The following is a 15,337-nucleotide window of genomic DNA, read 5'->3' on the forward strand; positions in this document are numbered from 1 at the left end:
TAAGCCTACAGGATCTGGGGCGAATAGAGCGCAGCTCTGATGTCGTCAGCCACTCGAGACGTCCTTCACACCATAAGTGATCGCTCGCTTTGAACCAAATTCGGCGGCACCAAACAAAGGCACTGACCAAGACAGAGATCGAATGCCGAGGTCTCTCCGGCAGCCAGCCCCCGCAGTTCATATCTGCGGCGACCTCATGCACATGCACGATTGTAGGGTACTGCTTACTTAACATTACCGATAGTAATTGCCAACGGTCACGGGGAAAGCCAGGAAAATGCCATTCGGATCCTCCGCAATGCGCCTCTCTGCGAACGAGGGATCAAGCCACGAGCGAGATGCCAAAGATACTGGAATTCCGGCAGGGGTGGTACATTTGGCCTCAAGCCACTCAGGGGCGGTTTAATCATCAGGCCATCCACGGCTGAGTAGAACCGCAGGCGCCAATCAACATCGCGTTTGAAGTGTAGAGATGGTACGGTCTCGGCTGCTCCGCCGCCTTCAAAGGCAACATGACGAAGAACATTTGCAAGATCTGGCTGCTGACAACGCTCGAGAATATCGGAGAACCATGCAAGCCATTCGAGATCGCTCCGTTTGGGGATCTGGTGAATGCTTTTTCGATCGCTGCAATGCCGGCTGGAGGTAAAACGATCGTCTTTGCGGTCGAGTTGATCAAGGACAATGCGAGCATGCCTGAGTTCGTCGTGGGACAAGCGTGGATAGAAGCCTTGTAGCCTGCGCGCCTGATCAAGATGGCCTCTACAGATCATGGCAAGGAGGCAATAGGCCCATTCGACTGGATCCGGGTCGGCCGCCCCATAGTCAATCATCGTTACCTTGACCATGTTTACCAGAAGGCCGTAGGCGCGATCTGCATCGCCCTGCCGCAATGCGCATATTGCGAGACGGAATTTGGCTTCAGGCAGATAAGAAACGTAGTCCAGGCAGCGGAGATAGCACTGCTTGGCCTCCTCCACTCTGTCCTGTTCAAGAAGAAAATCGCCTTGCTTCAGTAAAGCGCGATCACTCGCTTCCCCGATAACGTGGATGCTCTCTCGCTGTGAGGTGCGCTCCACCTTGATAAGATCGCTGAATGGTCCGGGCTGGATGATTTTTTCGCCAGATCGCAGGCCTTTGTTCAATATGAACCATTGATATATTTGCGGCCTGTCATTCAGCGTATGACGCGAGTGGGTCAAATTGTAACCGGCTGCAGCGATTCGTTGTGCTTCGTCGGGATGAGCAAAGAGATAGTCTAGTCGATCCACAACATTGCGGTGGTCGGCAAAGACACAGTTCTCCATATCGGCAAAGCCAGCCGCCTCTACTGCTGCGGTACGTTCCGTTACTAAACAGGCGTTCGCCCCCGGAATCTCAAAGTGCTTCCGCACAACCTCGCCAGCAACAGTTCCGCAGGTAGGGACGACGATGCTTGCGTTGAGGACGCGCGCATAGGCCTCTCCCGATAGCTGCTGGGAGGCAAGCTTGCTCTCATATGTGTGTTGCGGTGATATTAGACAGGGGTAGCGGTCTCGGATTAACGGGAAGACCTTCTGTCGCCAAGGGTATAGACCACTGACCTGGCCCGTGAGGGTAACTGGTATGATCTTGTGCTGGCGATAGTCGTAGTAAATCTCGGGATCGATGAAATTTGGCCAGACGAATAGGTTACCCTTCAACTCCGGCATATATTCTGGTGTCATCGTTCCGATCGAGAAATATGTATCGATACCCCACTGCTCCATATCGGAAAGGAAGCCGGTGCGCCGGTCGCACCATGGATCGGCATTATGAAGGCCCAGCTTCGGGACGTCGATATGAGAACGAGTGTTGGTGACTTTTATCCGCCGTGAACCATGTGACCGATAGCCGCTTTCAAACAGCGTCAGATCCGGTTCGTACCTGTCGCATGTCTCTGCGTAATCGCAATCGTGGTTTATGACGACGACATCGAAGTGCGTCGCAAGGCATTTGACCTGCTGCTGCATATGCAGCAGCAGGTAACCGGCGCCGTTCACATTGGGATGATGATCCCACTGAAAGAAAACGAGCCTTGGCTTTTGAAGATCTGCGTTGCTATCCATGTCCTTATCTGATGGCTTCTGAAACGGGACGTCCGGCGTTCGGAAGCAGCAGATTCGGATAAGCCTGGTGCAAGGAATTGGCGCTGAGCATGGTCCCGCCCCCTCCGGAAAGCTTCCACTCGAAATAGGCGATCGTTCTCTCGAGCCCTTCATGCAGGCTCACCGTCGGCTGCCAGCCAAGTTCCTTCGTTGCGCAACTGATATCCGGCTTCCGCTGTATGGGATCGTCCGCCGGCAGAGGCTTGAAGGTGATGCCTGATTTCGATCCAGTCATTTCGATCACCATTTCGGCCAATTCACGCACCTGGAATTCTACAGGGTTGCCGAGATTAATTGGACCCGTCACCCCGGTGGGCGCACCCATCAGACGAATGAAGCCGTCGATCAGATCATCCACATAGCAGAACGACCGTGTCTGCGTGCCGTTTCCGAAAATGGTGATCGGCTCTCCTCGAAGCGCCTGGACGATGAAATTGGAGACAACTCGGCCGTCATTGGTCTGCATACGCGGCCCATATGTATTGAAGATCCGAGCCACCCGGATTTCCACGCCATATTGACGATGGTAGTCGAAAAACAGAGTCTCGGCGCACCGCTTGCCTTCATCATAGCATGCCCGCGGCCCTATGGGATTGACACTGCCTCGATAATCCTCGGTCTGAGGGTGGACTGTCGGATCTCCATAAACTTCGCTCGTGGATGCCTGAAAGATCTTCGCCTTGGTGCGTTTGGCCAAACCAAGCATGTTGATGGCCCCATGAACATTGGTCTTTACGGTCTGCACGGGATCGAACTGGTAGTGGACCGGTGATGCTGGGCAGGCGAGATTGTAGATCTCGTCAACCTCCACATAAAGCGGGAAGGTGATGTCGTGGCGAAGAACCTCAAAGCGAGGATCGTCGAGAAGATGCAGCACATTTTCGCGCGAACCGGTGTAGTAATTGTCCACGCAAAGGACGTCATTGCCTTCTCGCAGAAGCCTTTCGCACAAGAATGACCCCAGAAAGCCAGTGCCACCGGTTACCATAATTCGCCTTTGTCCATGCATTGGTGTGCTCCATTGTTGATGGTTGCCTCGCAGATGGCGAGGATGGTCAGTAGGCTCCCCTGCCTTTAAAGACCGCAGGGATTGTGCTGAGAAGAATTTGGCAGTCCAACCACGGGGACCGGTTGTCGATGTAGTATTCGTCGAGTTGCTGCTGCAGTTCGATATCCGCATTGCTTCGTTCGGATATTTGCCAAAGGCCTGTGAGCCCCGGCATGACGGAGCGCCGCTTGTCTCGAAACTCGCCGTCCATGGCCCGAAGGTGGTATTCCGGAAACGGACGCGGTCCGACGATGGCCATCTGGCCCGCAATGATGTTCGCCAATTGCGGGAGCTCGTCGATGCTCGAAGAGCGCAGCACATGACCTATAACCGGAAGGATACGCGGGTCATCCTTGAGTTTGAAGTGGCTCGACCACTCGGCTCGCATGGCAGGGTTGTCTCGGAATAATGCTTCAAGGCGCTGTTCTGCATCTTGGTACATTGTCCTCAATTTCAGGACACGTACCGGCCTGCCGAACCGTCCTTCCCTAGTGTGTCGAAAGAAGACAGGACCTGGATCGATGGCATAGATCGCGGCCGCTGCAAGCGCGACGAATGGCGCGGCAACGATCGTTGCAGGGATGGCGATTGCGAGATCGAATATCCGCCGAACCGGATCGGAGTTGACCGAACTCGCGCCGGTGGCGAGCCGAATGCCGATCTCTCCGCCGATATCCGCAGGTCGCAAACCGCTTACCTTTAGGCTCGGCGTGTCGGACAGCAAAATGACTTCGGCGAACTTTCGGCGCATCGCCGCCAACTCGGCGACAAGCGAGCCGGTATCACCCGCAATCAAGGCAATAGATGGCCCGTTATCGGCTAGTGCTGCTGAAGCATCGGGTGAATAGGGTTCCGGCCGGATACCATACTGCCAATGGTCGGCGAAATGCGCCATAAGCGCGGGCATGCGGTTGCGGCTCCCTATGATTGCCGCCCGCTCTCCCCAGATTCCAAGTCTCCAGCACAGGCCTCGTGCGACCCAGCGTATGGCGGGCTGAATAATCAGCCCGAGGCCAAGAAAGCCAAGGACGCCAAGCAGCAGTCGCGATCCTTCCGGCAGCAGGATCGCCCCAAGCGCTGCAAAGACAGCCACTTTCATGGATGCTATCGCGCGGCGACGCAGATGCTCGTGGTCATGGAGCCGATATCCGGGATAGAGAGCATCCGATGCATAAAGAATGATCGCCGCCAAGGCTGCGAAGGCGAAAATGCGCTCCAGAATCGTGTTCTCCGAACCGTTCGGAAGAAACGGCAGGAGAAGAAAATAGGCTATAAGATAGCTCGCGATGTCGCCAGCAACCAAAAGTGACGACGTGGCAAGCCTGCTCTGCTTGCGGAATTCGGCGGCCTTGGTAGGGTTTGTTACGGGTCGGACAGGCGCTGGCGACGCAAATGAGGACATGATGGTTTTACTCCCCTACATTGGTTGTCTCGACGCTCGATCCACCAACCTCATCTTCGATCGGAAACTTCCGAAGCCCTAGTCTCTGGAATACAGACAGCGAGATGAAGGCCGGCACGACGACCGCATATCGGCGCCACAGCCGCCGGGGCTCGCATAGAAGACGGAACGCCCATTCAAAACCGCTTCTTTGGATTATCTTCGGAGCTTGCCGCTTGAGACCGGCGTGGAAATCGAAAGCGGCTCCAACACCGATGAGCATCGACGCTTCCAGACGCTCGCGCATGCGCGCCATCCAGAGTTCCTGCTTGGGGCTGCCAAGCCCGACCCAGATGACATCGGCGCCCGATCGATTGATCCGGTCGGCAATATCGGCTTCCTCTTGCTGAGACAGTTCATGAAAAGGCGGCGCATAGGAGCCGGCTATCCGCGCCTCGGGGAATCTTGCGAGAAGTCGCGCCTGCAGCTGCTCGAGCGTCTTGGCTGTTGCGCCATAAATGAAGTGGCGCACCCCCCTGGAACTGCCAGCCTCGAACACAGATAGCATCAGATCAGGTCCGTAGACCCTGCCGCTTTCCGAATGGCCAGCATGCTTCAATGCCCATACCAACGGCATGCCGTCGGGTGTCACCAGAAACGCCCGGTTATGTACAGACCGAAGCTCGGGATCCGTTTGACAGCGGACGACACCGTGTGCGTCCCGAACGCACACATATTCTTTCTTTCCTTCTTCGATCGCCTTTTGAATAAGTCCGGTCGCGCTTTTAAGATTAACCGCCGAAATGCGAACACCAAGGACATTAGTCCATTCAAATGAGCCTATTGAATTGGGAACTGAAGTTTGGCTGCTGTCCGACGTTTGCGCTCTCATGGCCTATGCCTTCACGACCTGAACTGACGCAAGAATATGACGCTAGGCCGATTGCCTCCATAGTTGCCATCGCAGCCGTTGGACGTAAAAAAGACTGCCTATTTATAACTCAACACTGACGTGAATTACGATATTTGAAGTAAGGCACATACATCTTGGTCAACCATATTGCTCTTTTGGATGAGCTCAATTCCAAAAGAATGGTCTGAACGTTTGCAGCGCTGCACAAGATAGTTGCTTTCACGCAAATAATTCTGGGCAATTCCAAGCTACATCGACCATTCATCGCATCCAGACGAGGACTGCAGATGGACGACCTTAGGAAGTTGATGGCGCATGTGGTAACGGTCGTTAGGCGACGGAAGTGTTGAGCTTATCGAAGCAGTGATCGATCAGTTTTGAACTTAACAGGGGTCGAAGTCGTATGCGACGAGGTACTTGCGCGTCGGATCGCATGGCGCACTTGAGTATTGGACGAAAGTGCAGTTCGCGCTTCAAGCCGTTGCGCGAACGCGTAACCATGTTGCTGACCTTTCTCTTTCCATTGCGGATGAGGATTGGGGGGAAATTAAAGATCCCGGCCGTCGCATTCGCAAGAACGGTCGACAACCCAAGTCGCTTGGCATCATTAAACAATAGCGCGCTGAGCTGCGCCAATAGATTCACTCACCGGCAATGTTTGCATGAAATGGCCGTAAAGTTTCTGAAATCGACATAGCTGGAACCCTTATCCCCGGCGAGAGCGCCGCTCGTGACGGTGCACGCCTTTACTGAGAACCCGACACGACGCTGCCGGAGTCCACGCCAGCTCTCTGAAGATCGCCTAGGCTGCCAAACTCCCCCGATGGCAGGATCCTGGGATGTATTCGGAAGCTTTTATCGTTCAGATTGCCGCTGTAGCGATTGCGTGCGAAACGTACCGAGCCCGGCCTGTGGTCAGGCGCATAGACATAGGCGGCAAGCCCGTTGCTGCTTTCGACCGATACAATATTGTCCTCGATCCGATTTGGATCTGCCCATGGGGGATGCCACCCCGTCCCGGTGCCGTCGTCTACGCGAAAGGCTGCGCCCGATCCATGTCGAATGATGTTTCCTGTCACCAAGTTGCTCCAGCCGCCATTGATGCCAATCGCCGATACGTTGTCGGAGAGAGTATTCCCCTCGATGCGTATCCCGCTGGCCTTACCATCGGTGTAGATCGCCCAACTAATAGGAGACGGCCATTCATCGACATTTTCATATCGGGCTGGCCAGAAGGTCCCATCGGCCCTGTTCATAAGTTGGTCTGTGCCAGTGACCACATTGTAACGGATGCTGCTGTTCAGAGGATCAGCCTGCTCGCCCATCATCTTGATGGCGCCACCATCCGCCGTCCGCTGATTGGCGTTGCGGATTACGTTATATTCGATGACTGCGTCATGCACAGCGTCTTGAGGCCCCCATAGCGAACCGCCGGCGATACCGAACTGCGCGGCCTGTTCGATCAAGTTGTGAGCTATCCTGATGTCGTCCGCCGCCTGGAACCAAATCCCCGCACTTTCAAAATAGACCCTTCCGATATCATGGATATGGTTCGACAGGATCCTGGCGCGATCCGATTTGCCGAAGGTACCATAGGCCGTACCAAGGTAAATCCCGTTACCGGCCGCATTTCCGATCGCATTGCCCGCGATCAAAACATCCTTGCTTTCGGACACATGGATTCCAACGCCGACGTTTTCTATGACGTTGCCGAGCAGCTTGACGCGATCGGCATGTTCGACCCGTATGGCGCCAAACCCTCTGGTGTCAGTATCGAATTTGCCGCTACCCTGCGGGGCTCCATCACGAAACTGAAGGCCCGAGACAACTATTCCATCGGCTCCATTCAGCCTGAAGAACGTAGGCAGAAGGCCGGCGACGACCTTAGAACTGGACAATAATCGGTCCATGGGAATGTAGTCGAGATTTCCGGCGTGGCTGTCGTACCACCATTCGCCGGGGGCATCGAGGAAGGCCTCCGCGCCGGTTAAAAAATAGCGGCTGCCTTCCGCAGTGAAGAAATAAGCGGTGCCCTTGGTATGAACGGTCTGGGTTGCCGTGTCGATCGAGATCACCGGGAGCGTGTCGCTACCCCACTGGCTTCCGGGGCGAAAACCACCGACGATGTTTGCGACAAGCCCTTTTGCATCGCTCAACGCCGGAAGGTCGCCGCTGTGGAAGCAAAACCGCGTGTTGCCTTGCCAGCCATTGCTGTCTGATTGGCATTTGGCCGCAAACAGCCACCCTTTGCGCGGATCTCCATCAGGGGGAGCATTGGGAAAACGGGCTTGCGTCTGGAGGACGCCATCTACGAAAAGGTCGCCCACCGCCTTATCTGGAGGTAATTTCAGCGATGCTGTCCAACGACCGTCGGCCCGCGACACCCAATGTTCCACAAGCGGGCCGCCGTGCAGGACCGGTGTCTGACTGCACCTCGAAGTAATGATCAGGCCGGCGTCACGAGAGTCAAAGACTATCGGTTGAGTGAGATAGTAATCTCCATTGCCCATCGCGATTGTGCTTTGCCCCCCCTTCGCGCGCGCGGCATCGCGAGCCCTCTCGATATTGGCAAATGGACCATCGGTGCGTTGAGAGTTTGCTTTGGGAAGGAGGCCGCTCCAAGTGTCTTTACCATCTGGAGAAACATAAAATATGGCCCGGGCGGCGGGTGTGCTGGCCGACAGGTCGCTCAGGGACGTCCCCTTCAGCTTGGCCGAGAAGGTCGCCGGCGAAGCTTCCGCACAAGTCGCTTCCCTGATCGCCGTTTGCAGCCGGTCGGGCGTATCAGCGTCCGAATTCAACAATGCCAGCGTATCTGACTGTAGAAACGGCGTCGCAAGCAAAATGCTCAGGATCGGAGCGAAGCGCAACCTCATGAGATCTGCTACTCCGTTGTTGTACCGCCTGCCGGCGCTCGAGGCACTGAACCGGGGTTTGTCGAAACGACGGGCGCATATAGCGAGACCATGATGATCGCGGTGGCAAACAGAACGAAAATAGCGTCGTTCTGAACAAAAAATATGCTTTCAGTCAGATTCATGACCAAAATCACGACCATGAAGACGTTTAACCAGAGCCAGCCATATTTTTGATCGCGACAATGAAGAGCCGCGCCTTGGTGCACCGCGTGGAAAATCATTAGGACGAACAAAGTCATTCCGATTATTCCGAAATTCAACATGATGTCACGGAATCCATTATGGGCATGAGGAGCCATCCATTGGATCTTTCCCCAGATAATCCATGCTTCGGGGTTCGATTCGGTCCAAAATGCCTGATAGCCGAAGCCAAGTAGCAGATGATCGGCTATCCGACTATCAACTAGCTCCCATAGCGGCACACGGCCCGTCAAAGTGGCGTCCTTACCAAGCGCTTCCAGGAGCGGGACGAGGAATTCGTGCAGCGAAATAAGAAGGCCGACTGACATCTCAACGAAAACCAGGACGAAGACAATGCGCCTGATACCGCGGATTCGCCGCAAGACGCAGTAGAACCCGATCAGACAGTATGCCGATGCCGTCGCGATTATCGCGGTCATCGACCCTGAGCCAACAAGGCAGACTCCACCTGCGACCAACAAAGTGAAAGCGGTTCGCTGTAAGCCTAGAGTACCGTCCATCAGCACGACAGTCGCCGCAAGTATCATCATACTGGCATACCAACCGAGAATGTTTTTGTGAATGAAGATACCCCGTATCGCACCGTCAGACATACGTGCCAGGTGCGGTGAAGCTGCAAAGACGGCCAGGCTAAGAACGATACATGTTCCAAATGTTGCAAATGCTAGCAGAAGCAACCGCCTCGGAGTGAACCGTATCGCCAGCACATAGGCCAGAAGCATTGTAAACAGAAGGCCGACGGCACGCCTCAAGGTCGTCGACGGGCCGACCGACCAGAAGACAGACACAAACGGCAAGGCAACCATCAGGGGAACAAAAAGATTTCGCCGTAATGCTATCCGAAATTGCGGAAAGTTCCGCATCAACATCAATAGGGTATACGCATATACGGGCAGGCAGAGGAGACGCAATATGGACTTGGCCGAATCGTTAAGGTCCCCGGCGGCATCCGCCAACATAAGTGGAAAAACAGCGCCCGTCTGAAGAAAAAGGGACACGCCGGCGCCCCAGTATTCTATGGCCCGCCAGCTGACGGTCGGTCCACTTGCAACTCCAGGCGTATACGGCCTCATTGTCGGTCCCAGCCGGCTTGAACAATCAAGAGAGTGTTGATAGCGGCAATTTGGAAGGACATGAGTCTCCCCTCATAGCTGCGCTAATCACCAAGGAACAATCATCCGACCACCTCCGCAGTCAACCAACGCAAATGAAGGCTGGGGTAATTCTAACGCCTATACCCACCGCCAAAAGGCGGTGGCGCGTTTAAGCTCTCGGTCGATCCATCCTCCAAAGGGTGAGTGGCCGAGCCTACCGGCTTGCTAATAAGAGCAGATGTTACCCGTGATCATTCATCGGTAGCTTGATGATGAGGGCATACCGCGAAGCACGGCGCCGAGCCGCGGTTGCCGGTAAAGTAGAACAATAATTCTGGCGCAACTGACAATCCGCAGTTGAGGTACGGAATGATTGGGACTGTTATGGTTTTGCGTGATGGTGAAGGTGATAGTCCTGGTTCTGTACCTTACACGGCAAGAACCTCACTCGCTGCAGCATTGGCGGCGGTGACCTCACCGTCTGCGGCCGAGAGCCGGGACGATGGGGATGACGCCGGGCTGCATCCATTCTCTCTCCAACATTTCGCGCGGCCAAGCGCGCGAACGTTCGCAACTCTGCCGCACCAATGCGTTGCGCAGCGACCCGCTTGAGAGGTGTCATGAAGCGACCGGCCATGAGCGTGCTTATCAATAATTACAATTACGCTCGCTTCGTTGGTCGTGCGATTGACAGCGTCTTGGCGCAACAGACGCCGGACGTCGAGATAATCGTCGTGGACGACGGATCCAGCGACCAATCGTGCTCCATTCTGGAAACCTACGGCGACCGCATCAAGGTGCTCTTTCAGGAAAATCAAGGGCAGGCCGCCGCGATCAATGCCGCGGTGAAACTGAGCAGTGGCGACATCCTCAGTTTTCTGGATGCAGACGACTGGTGGGCGCCGGACAAGCTGTCAGCGACGGCAGCGGCTTTCCATGCGAACCCTCAGGCATCGCTCGTCTATCACCGACTTCAGCCCGCGCTGACCGATGGCTCGCCGATCCTCAAGCCAATCCCTCGAACCCTATGTTCGGGAGATTTATCGCGACGGCTCACTCAATCGGCAGGCTGGTGGCCCTTCCCGATGACGTCTGCCATCGCTGTCCGACGTAGTGCATGGGATGCTGCAGGGGATATTCCCAAACAGTTCCGCATATCCGCCGACGCTTGGCTTGTGGGAATCTATCCGTTTCTAGGGGACATTGCTGCTTTGCCAGATCCCCTTGGGTTCTACCGAATCCACAACAACAACTGGTATCGGCCGATCGACGATGCCGCCATGCTGCGAAAGCGAATGGCTCATTGGCAGGCGGTCGTTGAGGCGACGAACCTCTTTCTTTCGGCCCACGAATTGGCGGGACGGCTGGATCTGACTGATCACTATCCTTACCAGGTCGCGTCGGCAAAGCTGGTCGGCGTTGATACGCGCACTCGCTTCAAAATTGCCGTCGAAGGGCTCTTTTTTGCAGGAGAACCAAACCTGTTCAGGCGGATGCGCGACGCGTTGCGCACAGCTCACAACCTCCCTCGGCTCGGTCAAGACGCCGGCGTGTCGGAGCCCGCGAAATGAAAGCGCTATTGCTGGTTTCCGAACTGGAAGACTACACCATCTCCTTCGCCAGCGGCGTTGCCCGACATGCGCAGATCGTCCTGGCGGTTCCGCGCCGGCGCTATGCGCAGCTTGCCTCATGGGTCGATCCGGCTGTCGATCTGCACCTTATGGACTGGCCACGGCACCGCTCGCTCTCCAATCCCTGGTTCCTGCGCCAGCTAACACGCCTTATCCGGCACGAACGGCCGGACCTCATTCATCTTTTAAGCAATTCTACCCTTTGGTTGAACTTTGCCGCTCCGTTCTGGCGACCAATCCCGCTCGTCACGACCGTCCATGATGTGGATGTGCATCCCGGCGATTCCGATACCTGCACGCTTCCAGGCTGGGCATCCGAATTTATGGTGAGACAATCAAATCATGTCGTGGTGCATGGCGAGGGGCTGAAGCAGATGATCCTCGCCCGATACAAAAAATCCGCCAATTGCGTCCATGTCCTGTCGCATCCCGCCATTCATCGCTATGCGGACCTCGCTCGGCGACAGAAAATGGTCCGGCGCCAAGCAGACGGAACTGTGCGCGTCCTGCTCTTTGGGAGGATTTTTGCCTACAAGGGTCTGGAGCATCTGATCCGTGCCGAGGCGATGCTCAAGGACTTGCTTCCCAATCTACGCATCACCGTCGCAGGCCGCGGCGACAATCCGTGGGTCTTCCAGCCGCTCATGGGGGAAGCTGCCCGCTATGATATTCACAACCGCTTTATCGAAGATACGGAGGTCGCCCAGCTTTTTCTGGATGCCGATATCGTTGTCCTCCCCTATACGGAAGCGTCCCAAAGCGGTGTGCTCAACCTTGCCGTGGCGTTTGGCAAACCCGTTATCGTGACCGACGTCGGAGAATTGCGGGCCACCGTTCAGCCCAACGGATTGGGACTGGTGGTTCCGCCCCGGGATGCGGAACAGCTTGCAAGAGCCATCCGGACACTGGCAGAAAACGGCGAACTCAGAAGCAATTTCGGGACCAATGCGCTCGAATGGGCCACAGGAGCGAATTCGCCTGAACAGGTCGGAGCAAAGGCCGCAGCCGTTTATCGGGAGGTGGTCGGGGCATGTTGACGAAGGCGCTCACGGATGGAAATCAGATAGCGGCGCGGAACGCGGCAACAGTACGCCACTATGTCTCGGGTGGCTGTGAGAACGGCGGCGGTATCGGCAGGCTGGTTGGCTACATATGTGGCACGGCGAAGGAGGAAGGCAGAAAGCATCTGGTCACCGACACCAGAGGGCCACGATGGTCCGTGGCGACGTCGCCTCTGCACCTGTTGGGTGCCGTCTTGGTGATGGTAAAGGATAGGATCGTCGCTCCGCAACGCATTCACCATATCCATGTCGCAGGTCGCGGCAGCACTTCGCGAAAACTGATCTTAACGCAGGCTGCCCGCCTTCTTGGGTGCTTTCATGTATTGCACCTGCACGACTACGATTATGCAAGCGACTTTGCTGCCCGCTCGCCGCGTCAACAATTGCTCATACGCCGGATGTTTCAAGATGCTGATTACGTGGTGGTCCTAGGCCAGCGCGATCGCACGACGCTAGCGACACTTTTGGGCGTAGACGAGCGCCGCATAGTCGTCGCCCACAATTGCGTCCCCGACCCCGGAGTGCGCAATGTTCGCGTCGGCGAGGTGCCGTTGATCGTATTTCTCGGTCGGTTGAGCGAGCGTAAAGGCGTTAAGGAACTTCTGCTTGCTCTCAGCCATCCGATCATGAAAGAGCTCCGGTGGCGAGCCGTGCTGGCTGGCGACGGACCTGTAGAAGACTACCGACGTCAGGCTGCAGCCATGGCGCTTTCAGATCTGGTGGAGATGCCAGGGTGGCTTGATGCCAACCAGGCGCGGGCCTTGTGCGCACGGGCAGATATCCTGGTGTTGCCCTCGCATGCCGAAGGCATGGCGATGGCGGTGGTTGAAGGACTTGCCCACGGACTGGCGGTCGTCACCACATGTGTTGGAGCGCATGACGAAGCGATTTCCGACGGCGAAACCGGCATCTTCGTGCCTGTCGGAGACGAGGATGCCTTGGCTGCAACGCTGGCAAAGTTGGTTACCGATCCCGAAATCAGGAACCGTCTCTCGTCCAAAGGCCGCGCCCACTATCTCAACCATTTCAGTATGAAGGCATATATGCGTTCGCTGGAAAAACTCTACGATGCCATCTCCGCGCAACGTCAAACAAGGGTTGGCGCACCATGACAATCTCGACTCTTCCGCCGGCCCGCAGCGGCTCGTTCCCGTCAATGCGCTATGAGCCACCGTTTCAGATAGAGTCCAAATCAGACGATTTTGATCTGACATCATGCTTGCGCCTCATCCGGCGGAGAATTCTCATGATCGTGGCTCTAACAACGCTGCTGGTGGCGCCTGCCATTCCGGTGATTTGGGAACTTAAACCGAGCTATCATGCCGAATCCCGGCTGATCATTCACGGGCCTCTGGCGACAACATTCGGCACTGAGGATTCCGGCCGCCGCGATCAATTCGAACTTGCGTCCGAGACAGAACGGCTTCTTTCCAGGAGCGCAGCAGAAGGTGTTATCCGCGACCTCCGGCTCGAGGAGCGGCCAGAATTCAATCCGGCACTGCGGAAAACCTCGCTTGCCGGCAAAGCCAGAGAAGCAGTGCGTGGTCTGTTCGACAGTGGAATGACGCCTTTGCCGATACGAAACAGCCTGGAGCCCGTAATCCCAGAGTACTACAGGGCGCTGCGAGTATGGCGCGACGGCCAGGGTGACGTTATCACGATAGGATTCGATTCAAGTGATCCCGAACTGGCAGCCGCAGTTCCGAACCGACTTATCAGCATCTACCTTGAAGAGCGGAAGGTGAGTATCCGTCGCCGTCTGGACGCAGCGGAGGGATGGATTCAACAGCGAATCGCCGAACAGCAGGATCACGCAGAGGCAGCGCGCGATGCTGCCGACAAGTATCAGAAAGCAATGAGCGCAGCCTCAAACGACGACTCGCAGGGTGACCAGATCAAGTCGCTGATGGAACTGAGCGACCGGCAGATAAAAATCGCACAAAACCGCGCCGAACTAGCCGCAACGATCTCCACCCTCGAAGCGGGCGATGACGCTTCGCTCGCTCTGCAGAATATATCTGTTCCCGACGGCATTGGCGCGATGGAACGCGACCTTCGTGCGCAACAGCAAGATCTCGATCGTCTTCTCGAGACATACGGCAACAATGCCGAGGCAGTGGTAGACTTGCGTGCAAAGATTCTTAAATCCCGCAGCGATCTTCGCCTTGCGGTCGATCGATATCTCCAGTCGATGCGCGCCAAGCTTGCGGCGCTTGATCGTGAAGACGGTGCAGTCCGATCCGAGCTAGCTGCCGCTTACGAGCAACGTTCTCGCTCCGCCCTAGCACAAACTGAGTTGGCGCGGTTACAGCGCAGCGCCGAAAGAGAGCAAACGGCGTTAGACGGGCTCGAGGCTCAGCGCCGGGCGTTGGCTGCGCAAGCCATGCTGCCGGGCGCAGAAGTAGAAGTTCTGTCACCGGCTGCGGTGCCGCTCGCGCCGCAGGGGCGCGGACGGCTTTTCTATCTGATGGGCGCCCTGCTGGGTTCGATTTCGATCGCGGTGACGGCCGCTTTCGTGGTTGAGATGCTGGATGGGACGGTCCGCAGCTTCGACCAGCTAGCCGGAATGGCGCGTACTCTGCCTGCCGGATTCATACTGCGCCTGGGAAGGAAAGATCGGAGAAATCCATCGATGCTCTTCGGGCACGTCCAAGGCGGGATGTTTGAGGAAGCGATGCGCACCGTCATGATTTCACTCAAACAATCCAACGGCGGAAAGTTGCCGAGCAGTATTCTGGTGACGTCGGCTCACAGCGGAGAAGGCAAGTCGCTGGTCGCCAGATCGCTGGCAATCGAACTTGCCGCCAGCGGAAGCCCGGTGTTGCTTGTTGATGGCGACCTCCGGCGCGGAAATCTCGAATCGCTTTTCAAATCGGGGCTGAAGCATGGATTGAATGAGCTCCTGCGCGGACAGGCTCGAATCCAGGAGGTCATCTACCACCATCCAAGCGGCATCGACTTCAT

10 protein-coding genes are annotated in these 15,337 nt (G+C 56.2%); 4 read left to right on the forward strand and 6 right to left on the reverse strand.

Annotation, left to right across the window (positions count from 1 at the left end; genetic code table 11):
* Positions 1-257: 257 nt before the first annotated feature.
* From Q4Q11_RS26655 to Q4Q11_RS26680, 6 genes are all read right to left on the reverse strand, one after another.
* On the reverse strand, positions 258-2,087 hold the full coding sequence (locus tag Q4Q11_RS26655; RefSeq protein WP_498571346.1) for a glycosyltransferase family protein: 1,830 nt from the start codon (positions 2,085-2,087) through the stop codon (positions 258-260).
* A gap of 4 nt (positions 2,088-2,091) precedes the next feature.
* Positions 2,092-3,135 carry a UDP-glucuronic acid decarboxylase family protein gene (locus Q4Q11_RS26660; protein WP_112507960.1) on the reverse strand — a complete coding sequence of 348 codons (1,044 nt, stop codon included), beginning with the start codon at positions 3,133-3,135 and terminating at the stop codon, positions 2,092-2,094.
* A 46-nt stretch (positions 3,136-3,181) separates the two neighbouring features.
* The gene (locus Q4Q11_RS26665; protein WP_112507958.1) at positions 3,182-4,576 is read right to left on the reverse strand and encodes a sugar transferase; all 1,395 of its coding nucleotides are present in this window, start codon (positions 4,574-4,576) and stop codon (positions 3,182-3,184) included.
* A 7-nt stretch (positions 4,577-4,583) separates the two neighbouring features.
* On the reverse strand, positions 4,584-5,447 hold the full coding sequence (locus Q4Q11_RS26670; protein ID WP_498571347.1) for a WecB/TagA/CpsF family glycosyltransferase: 864 nt from the start codon (positions 5,445-5,447) through the stop codon (positions 4,584-4,586).
* A 767-nt stretch (positions 5,448-6,214) separates the two neighbouring features.
* A complete protein-coding gene (locus Q4Q11_RS26675) occupies positions 6,215-8,344 on the reverse strand; it encodes a right-handed parallel beta-helix repeat-containing protein (RefSeq protein ID WP_498571348.1) in 2,130 nt (709 codons plus the stop codon).
* An 8-nt stretch (positions 8,345-8,352) separates the two neighbouring features.
* Positions 8,353-9,660, reverse strand: coding sequence for an O-antigen ligase family protein (locus tag Q4Q11_RS26680; protein WP_498571349.1), 1,308 nt, complete (start codon positions 9,658-9,660; stop codon positions 8,353-8,355).
* A gap of 641 nt (positions 9,661-10,301) precedes the next feature.
* Here Q4Q11_RS26680 and Q4Q11_RS26685 point away from each other — a divergent pair.
* The 4 genes from Q4Q11_RS26685 to Q4Q11_RS26700 form a co-directional block, all read left to right on the forward strand.
* Positions 10,302-11,252, forward strand: coding sequence for a glycosyltransferase (locus Q4Q11_RS26685; RefSeq protein ID WP_112507949.1), 951 nt, complete (start codon positions 10,302-10,304; stop codon positions 11,250-11,252).
* A complete protein-coding gene (locus tag Q4Q11_RS26690; protein ID WP_498571350.1) occupies positions 11,249-12,349 on the forward strand; it encodes a glycosyltransferase family 4 protein in 1,101 nt (366 codons plus the stop codon). The genes Q4Q11_RS26685 and Q4Q11_RS26690 overlap by 4 nt, the downstream gene beginning before the upstream one ends.
* Entirely contained in the window at positions 12,343-13,485 is a 1,143-nt protein-coding gene (locus Q4Q11_RS26695) for a glycosyltransferase family 4 protein (RefSeq protein ID WP_112507945.1), read from the forward strand. The genes Q4Q11_RS26690 and Q4Q11_RS26695 overlap by 7 nt, the downstream gene beginning before the upstream one ends.
* Positions 13,482-15,337: GumC family protein (locus Q4Q11_RS26700; protein ID WP_498571351.1), on the forward strand; the 1,856-nt coding region annotated here is incomplete at its 3' end. The genes Q4Q11_RS26695 and Q4Q11_RS26700, both read left to right, overlap by 4 nt.

This window comes from Rhizobium sp. UFLA01-1127, assembly GCF_059803845.1.